Source organism: Arachidicoccus sp., assembly GCF_050436765.1.
Classification (GTDB): domain Bacteria; phylum Bacteroidota; class Bacteroidia; order Chitinophagales; family Chitinophagaceae; genus Arachidicoccus.
In genome coordinates, this window is record NZ_JBNQGD010000069.1 from 1 (window position 1) to 6,331 (window position 6,331).

The 6,331-nt window shown below is 38.3% G+C and carries 7 protein-coding genes and 1 pseudogene; 2 read left to right on the top strand and 6 right to left on the bottom strand.

The window, feature by feature from the left end; genetic code table 11:
• On the bottom strand, positions 1 to 479 hold a 479-nt coding region (locus ACQR30_RS03055), incomplete at its 3' end, for an SDR family NAD(P)-dependent oxidoreductase (protein WP_429731085.1).
• 119 nt (positions 480 to 598) lie between these two features.
• Between ACQR30_RS03055 and ACQR30_RS03060 the strand changes: the two genes are divergently transcribed.
• Together ACQR30_RS03060 and ACQR30_RS03065 are read left to right on the top strand one after the other, a co-directional pair.
• Positions 599 to 949, top strand: coding sequence for a winged helix-turn-helix transcriptional regulator (locus ACQR30_RS03060; protein ID WP_429731088.1), 351 nt, complete (start codon positions 599 to 601; stop codon positions 947 to 949).
• A 572-nt stretch (positions 950 to 1,521) separates the two neighbouring features.
• Positions 1,522 to 1,713 (top strand): hypothetical protein, encoded by a 192-nt coding sequence (locus tag ACQR30_RS03065; protein WP_429731091.1) that lies wholly within the window; start codon positions 1,522 to 1,524, stop codon positions 1,711 to 1,713.
• 29 nt (positions 1,714 to 1,742) lie between these two features.
• Here the strand turns inward: ACQR30_RS03065 and ACQR30_RS03070 are convergent, their stop codons facing one another.
• The 5 genes and pseudogenes from ACQR30_RS03070 to ACQR30_RS03090 all read right to left on the bottom strand — a co-directional run.
• Positions 1,743 to 2,123 (bottom strand): hypothetical protein, encoded by a 381-nt coding sequence (locus ACQR30_RS03070; protein WP_429731119.1) that lies wholly within the window; start codon positions 2,121 to 2,123, stop codon positions 1,743 to 1,745.
• The gene (locus ACQR30_RS03075; RefSeq protein ID WP_429731094.1) at positions 2,123 to 3,616 is read right to left on the bottom strand and encodes an FGGY family carbohydrate kinase; all 1,494 of its coding nucleotides are present in this window, start codon (positions 3,614 to 3,616) and stop codon (positions 2,123 to 2,125) included. The genes ACQR30_RS03070 and ACQR30_RS03075 overlap by 1 nt, the downstream gene beginning before the upstream one ends.
• 100 nt (positions 3,617 to 3,716) lie before the next feature.
• A complete protein-coding gene (locus ACQR30_RS03080; protein WP_429731097.1) occupies positions 3,717 to 4,691 on the bottom strand; it encodes an ABC transporter permease in 975 nt (324 codons plus the stop codon).
• Position 4,692: 1 nt separating this feature from the next.
• Positions 4,693 to 6,213, bottom strand: coding sequence for a sugar ABC transporter ATP-binding protein (locus ACQR30_RS03085; protein ID WP_429731100.1), 1,521 nt, complete (start codon positions 6,211 to 6,213; stop codon positions 4,693 to 4,695).
• A pseudogene (locus ACQR30_RS03090) lies at positions 6,213 to 6,331 on the bottom strand (DUF2291 domain-containing protein); the annotation flags it as partial. The gene ACQR30_RS03085 and the pseudogene ACQR30_RS03090, both read right to left, overlap by 1 nt.

Genomic DNA, 6,331 nt, shown 5'->3' on the forward strand with positions numbered 1-6,331 from the left:
AAATAGATAACAGCTGCTTTTGAAGCGCCATAAAGCGTAAAATTCGCATATGCCCGATGTGCAGCATTTGACCCGATAAGAATAATAGAACCACCATCATTCATATAAGGCAGTGCTTTCTGCACAGTGAAGTATACACTTTTCAGGTTCAAGGCCATTAGCTTATCATAGTCGGTCTCGTCAATAGTTGCCACAGTTCCTAGAGCTCCACCACCCGCATTGGCAACGATCACGTCTATTTTACCAAATTTTTCAGCTGTTTCTTTAAAAACTCTTTCCAGGTCGGCAGCGTTGATTACATCCGCATTTATAGCTATAAAATCATTTCCAAGTTGAGCAACAGAACTGGCTAATGTTCCCTGATTTCTGCCGACAATTGCTCCCTTAGCACCTTCATTTTTAAATGCTTGGGCAATGCCTAACCCAATGCCACTATTGCCACCTGTAATAACTGCTACTTTGTTTTTTAATTTACCCATCGTCTTCTATTTTTTGTATTTGTTTCACAAAGGTACTTTCATTAGTTCCTAAAATATACTATCTTTGTTCTTTCTAGTACCCTTTGGGGAACTACTTTATAAAACATAAAAGCAGTGAAATGAGAGATGATAATTTTTGTAACTCAAATTGCCCATTTACAAGGGCAATAGGTACAATCGGCAACAAATGGAAACCAATAATTCTTAATGTTATAAAAGACAGGACTATTAGGTTTGGTCAGTTGGATGCTATTATTCCGATAATAACCCGAAAAGTATTAACAGAACAACTTAAAGAGTTGGAAGAAGATGGAATTATTCGTAGAGTAGCGTACAAAGAATTGCCGCCCAGGGTAGAATACTCACTAACAGAAAAAGGATTGGCATTTTTACCAATCCTTGAACAAATAAAAGAATGGAATTTGAAATTTGAGATAGTTTCAATACCAAACGAAACCGTTTATATTTAATATTAAAGGTGAACTACCACACCCAACATCCTCTTTATCAAGCGAAATTATAAACTTGTATGATTTGTGTATTAACTTCACTCTACTATTAAATATTCTACTATTTTGTAATGATAATTTAGATTTTGAAATTGAAGTAATGGAAACAGATAATGACCAGGTTCATTTCCTTATTCGCTACACCCCCTCGTTTATCTATTGCACAAATTGTCCGTAGCTTATAACAAGAATCTACAAGGCAAATCTGGTTACTCCGTCCAACTATACTTCCTAAACAATATTGGTAACGGCATCTAATGTGCACCAATGGCTACTTTGTTTGTTCTATGTTGAACCGCCACCAGATACTATTCTTTCACAAGCTTAGCGTTTGTCGCTTAGCCCATCCACGCTAAAGCGATGGATGGGTTTTACGCTCCTTTTTATAAATTACCCTATAAAAGTGTAAAATGAATTGCTCCAAAAGTGTAAAGTGAATTGCTCCAAAAGTGTAAAATGAATTACTCCAAAAGTGTAAATAAATTGCTCTAAAAGAGCAAAAAAACTATTTTTGCATTTGAAAACAACATAAAATGAAATATAATCCGCGTATATCAGATAAGAAATTAGAACGAAAACTCAATGCTTCTGGAGCAGTACTTATTCGCGGCACAAAAGCATGCGGAAAAACAGAATCTGCCAAACAATTGGCGCAAAGCATTTTGTTTGTTATCATTTTCAACTTCAGTTTCTTGATCGGCCCCGTTATAGGCAAACAGTTATAAAATATGAGTGCTACTGCAAAAGCAACCGGTTAAAATAACCTCAATTGCATATCATTATGTGGTTTCTGCTTCTCTGTAGCCAATTCAAAATTGGATATCCTGATGCCGAGCAACTGGACCTGTTTATCATTCAATAATGCATTTTCCAAAATAGTTTTTACACTCTGTATAATATTTTCTTTATCACTGATTAACGTGGTAGATGAAAGGCTTTTTGTCATAATAGTAGAATCGTGAAACTTAAACTTAACCGTAATTGTCCTGCCTTTCAGCCGAGAGCGTTCCAACCTTTCTGATAATCTTTGTGAGCGTGTTTCCAATTCCACCAGCATCGCTTCTTTTGTCGTGAGATCTCTTCTAGGTAAGTATCTTCTACGCTGATGATTACATCTTAAGAAAATAGAAAAGATTAAATCTTACCGTCAATAGCTTTCAGCCAGTCTGAATAACATTGATTTTGAGTCGCTCTATTTGAATGGGGAATAAATTCTGTTCTATGCTTATTTAAAGTTCGCAAAAAGTCAATACCATCATATATTCCTGGCTCAATACCCGCCATATAAGCCGCGCCTAAAGCCGAGACATCAGCCATCACACTTTTGTAAACAGGTTCATTTAATAAATCGGCAAGAAACTGCATAACAAAAGCATTGGATGTAAGACCACCATTTGTCATCAACGCCTTTAGCGGAATTGACGTGTCTTTTTCCATCGCGACAATTACATCTTTAATTTGAAAGGGAATGGATTCCAATGCAGCCCTTACAATGTGATTTTTTGTACTTCCGAAACTCAATCCCAATAGTGAAGCCTTTCTCTCCATCTGCCAGTGTGGAGAACCCAATCCGCTAAAAGCCGGGACTAAATAAACGCCGCCGTTATCACTCACGGCCCTTGCCATCGATTCGGTATCACCACTTTTATCAAATAGATGCAATTCATTTTTAAGCCATTCAATGGTAGCTCCGCAACTTACAATGACGCCTTCCAATGCATAACTTATGGTCTTCTCTGTACTCCAATTAATGGTTGTAACCATTCCATTATTAGAAACAATAGGCCTGTCTCCAATATTCATTAAGATACTACAACCCGTTCCCAGTGTAGCCTTAGCCGTACCTAAGTCAAAACAACCTTCTCCAAAAGCAGCGGCATGAGAGTCACCTATCATAGCGGTAATAGCAATTGGATTCTTAAATAAGCCATCAAAATGCGACTCTCCAAAATAGGCAGAAGACGATTTTACCTCCGGCAGACGGATACCCGTTAATCCAAACTCGTCTATTATTTCTTCATCCCATTGTAGGGATTGAATATTAAAAAGCAAGGTTCTCGACGCATTTGTATGATCAGTTAAGTAACGATCCCCCTTAGTCAATTTATATAAGAGCCAAGTATCTATTGTACCAAAATATGCTTCGCCATTATCAATGGCGGCTTTTATTTTTTCATTGTTGCGAAACAACCAGATTAATTTTGTCGCCGAAAAATACGGATCAATAATCAAACCTGTTTTTTGTTTTATCGTAGCGGAGTACCCGCTTTGTTTCAGATTTTCACATATCTCAACTGAGCGTTTGCATTGCCAAACTATAGCTGGATGCAGAGGTTTCCCATTTTTATCCCAAACGACAAAAGTTTCTCGCTGGTTGGAAATGCCCGCTACAGCTATATCTTCTATTGAATGCTGCTCGGCGGTAAAATTATCCAGGCATTTTTTAACGGCAGCTAAAACATTTTGATAAATTTCCTCCGGATCTTGTTCTACGAAACCATTATCTAAATAAGCCGTATTTAATAGCTCAAGACCACGGGCAACTACCTGTCCCTGTGAATCAAAAATCAAAGATTTTGTGGAACTAGTGCCTTGGTCAATGGCGAGAATATATTTTTGTTTATTCATAACAGATTGTCCAGATTTAGCACAAATAATTTTCAAATGCCTCATTTTCATAACCCAAACCACAATGGAAACTATAAAGATTCGATGCGGAAGTTAAGTATCAGTCCTTAGGGTGTCCAAGTTTATCTATAATTACAGCAAGCAAAATAACAGAACCTTTTACCACCTGTTGCCAGAATGGAGAAACATTTAAAAGAACTAATCCGTTATTCAGTACACCAATAATTACAGCCCCAATAACGGTGCCCAAAATAGTGCCCCTCCCCCCATATAAGGATGTACCTCCGATGACAACTGCGGCAATCGCGTCCAACTCATAACTTGTGCCTGCATTTGGCTGGGCAGAATCTAAACGTGCGGTTACAATAAGACCTGCAATGCCTGCACAGGCACCAGCAAAAGCATACACAATCAGCGTAACTTTTGGAATATTGATACCCGAAAATTTTGCTGCCGTTTCGTTGCCACCAATTGCATAGACGTAACGGCCAAGTTTTGTCTTCTGCATAAGAAAAATAGTAAATACCACAACTACGGCGGCTATCCAAACAGGAACCGGTAATCCCAGGAAGGAGCCTGTTCCAATATAATCGAACTTTGACCCAAGATTACTTATCGGCTGACCATGCGTATATAACATCGTCAAACCCCGCGCAATGGTGAGCATAGCAAGCGTGGCAATAAAAGGAGGTACTTTAAATTTCGTAATAACAAAACCATTAAACAACCCGATAACATACCCAATAATAATTCCTGCTACAACGACACCGAAAACCGTAAACCCAATATAGCTATTCAACCATTGAAGCGCAATGCCATGTTTCAACAATCCGGCAGCGATAGCGCCGCAAAGCGCAAGTATAGAACCGACCGACAAGTCGATGCCCGCAGTAAGTATTACCACCGTCATGCCCGTTGCAACGCAAATATTGACTGCGGTCTGTCGTAGAATATTCAGACTATTTTCGGCAGTAAAGAATTTATCCGAAAGAAGGCTCAGCACAATGCACAACAGTAACAAAGCAATTAATGTCTGGAACTTCTTGATATAATTTACTTGATTTATTTTTGCCATATCAATCTATAAGTAATTGGTTATGATGAATTGCATACTTTAGCATATTTGATTCCGTGGCTTCCGAGACAGGCATATCGGCCGAGAGTTTACCTTCGCACATGACAAGTACACGATTGGCCACAGCCAATATTTCAGAAATTTCTGAGGATACTACAATGAGTCCCACCCCTGTCCCTGCCAATTCTTTTATCAACTTGTATATTTCCGATTTTGCGCCCACATCAATGCCTCGGGTAGGCTCGTCAAGCAATAACACTTTCGGATTTTTTGCCAGCCATTTTGCCAAAACAACTTTCTGCTGCGTACCTCCACTCAGGTTTTTGGCTAATGTTTCCGCATTACGCGTTTTGATGGATAACTGCTTAATATACTTTTCAGAAACAGCCAGGTCTTTTTTCTTATTAATCATAATGCCCCATCGCAGTAATTTATCTAAGATAGTAATACTGATATTGGGCCTTATTGCCAAGTCAAGGCAGAGCCCCTGTAATTTTCTATCTTCCGGAATAAGCATAATACCCGCATTAATGGCATCAGCAGGCGATTTAAATTTAATTGCTTTGGATTCAACCAATAACTCTCCCGAACAAAATTTAGGATGCAAGCCAAAAATAGTTTCCATTAATTCTGTGCGGCCTGCGCCCATAAGACCATACAGACCGATAACTTCTCCCCTGTTCAATGTCAGATCAACATTATCCACTAATTTGTTTGCAGTATTTTCAATGTTTAATAAAGAAATATTTTTTAATTGCAATAGCAACTCCTTTGAAGTGAAATCACTTGTATTTCTTTCAATAAGAATTTTTCTACCGGACATTTTCTCGACCAGTTCGTCTTGCGAAATATCCTTTATTTCGCCACTACCAACAGTCGTTCCATCTCTTAAAACCGTATAGCAATCGGCAATTTGGAAAAGCTCATTTAATTTATGTGAAATATAAACCACTGTTTTACCCTGTGACTTCAACTCATTGATAATAACAAAAAGGTTATCAACTTCTTTATTGGTAATGGCCGAAGTAGGTTCATCCATAATGATGACCTCTGCATTTGTGTGCAGCGCCTTGGCAATTTCAATCAGTTGCTGTTGGCCAACTTTCAATTTGTTGACTAACGTATCGGGGGCTACATTGAGTTTAACACGCTGCAATAATATAGCCGTTTGCTTGCGCATTTTCTTTTTATCCAGAATACCAAAATCATTTATCAATTCCCGGCCTAGAAAAATATTTTCCGTGATACTCAAATGCGGTACCAAATTCAGTTCCTGATGAATAATGACAATGCCGGCATTTTCTGCATCCTTTGTCGAATTAAACTGAACCTTCTCATTTTTAAAAATGATGTCTCCTTCATAGCTTGTATGGACACCGGAAAAGACCTTCATTAAAGTAGATTTACCGGCACCATTTTCTCCAATGATCGCAGTTACCTTACCGGCATGCAATTCAAGGTTGATATTGTTTAATGCCGTTACACCTGAAAACCTCTTCGTAATATTTTTCGCAATGAGCATTAGTGAGAAATTTTTATACTTACCGGAACGATTGCCAAATCTGTAAAATGTACGTGCTCTTTGTTCAATTTAATCGCGCCCACTAAATCAATTTTAACGCCGGGTTTTAAATGCGGCT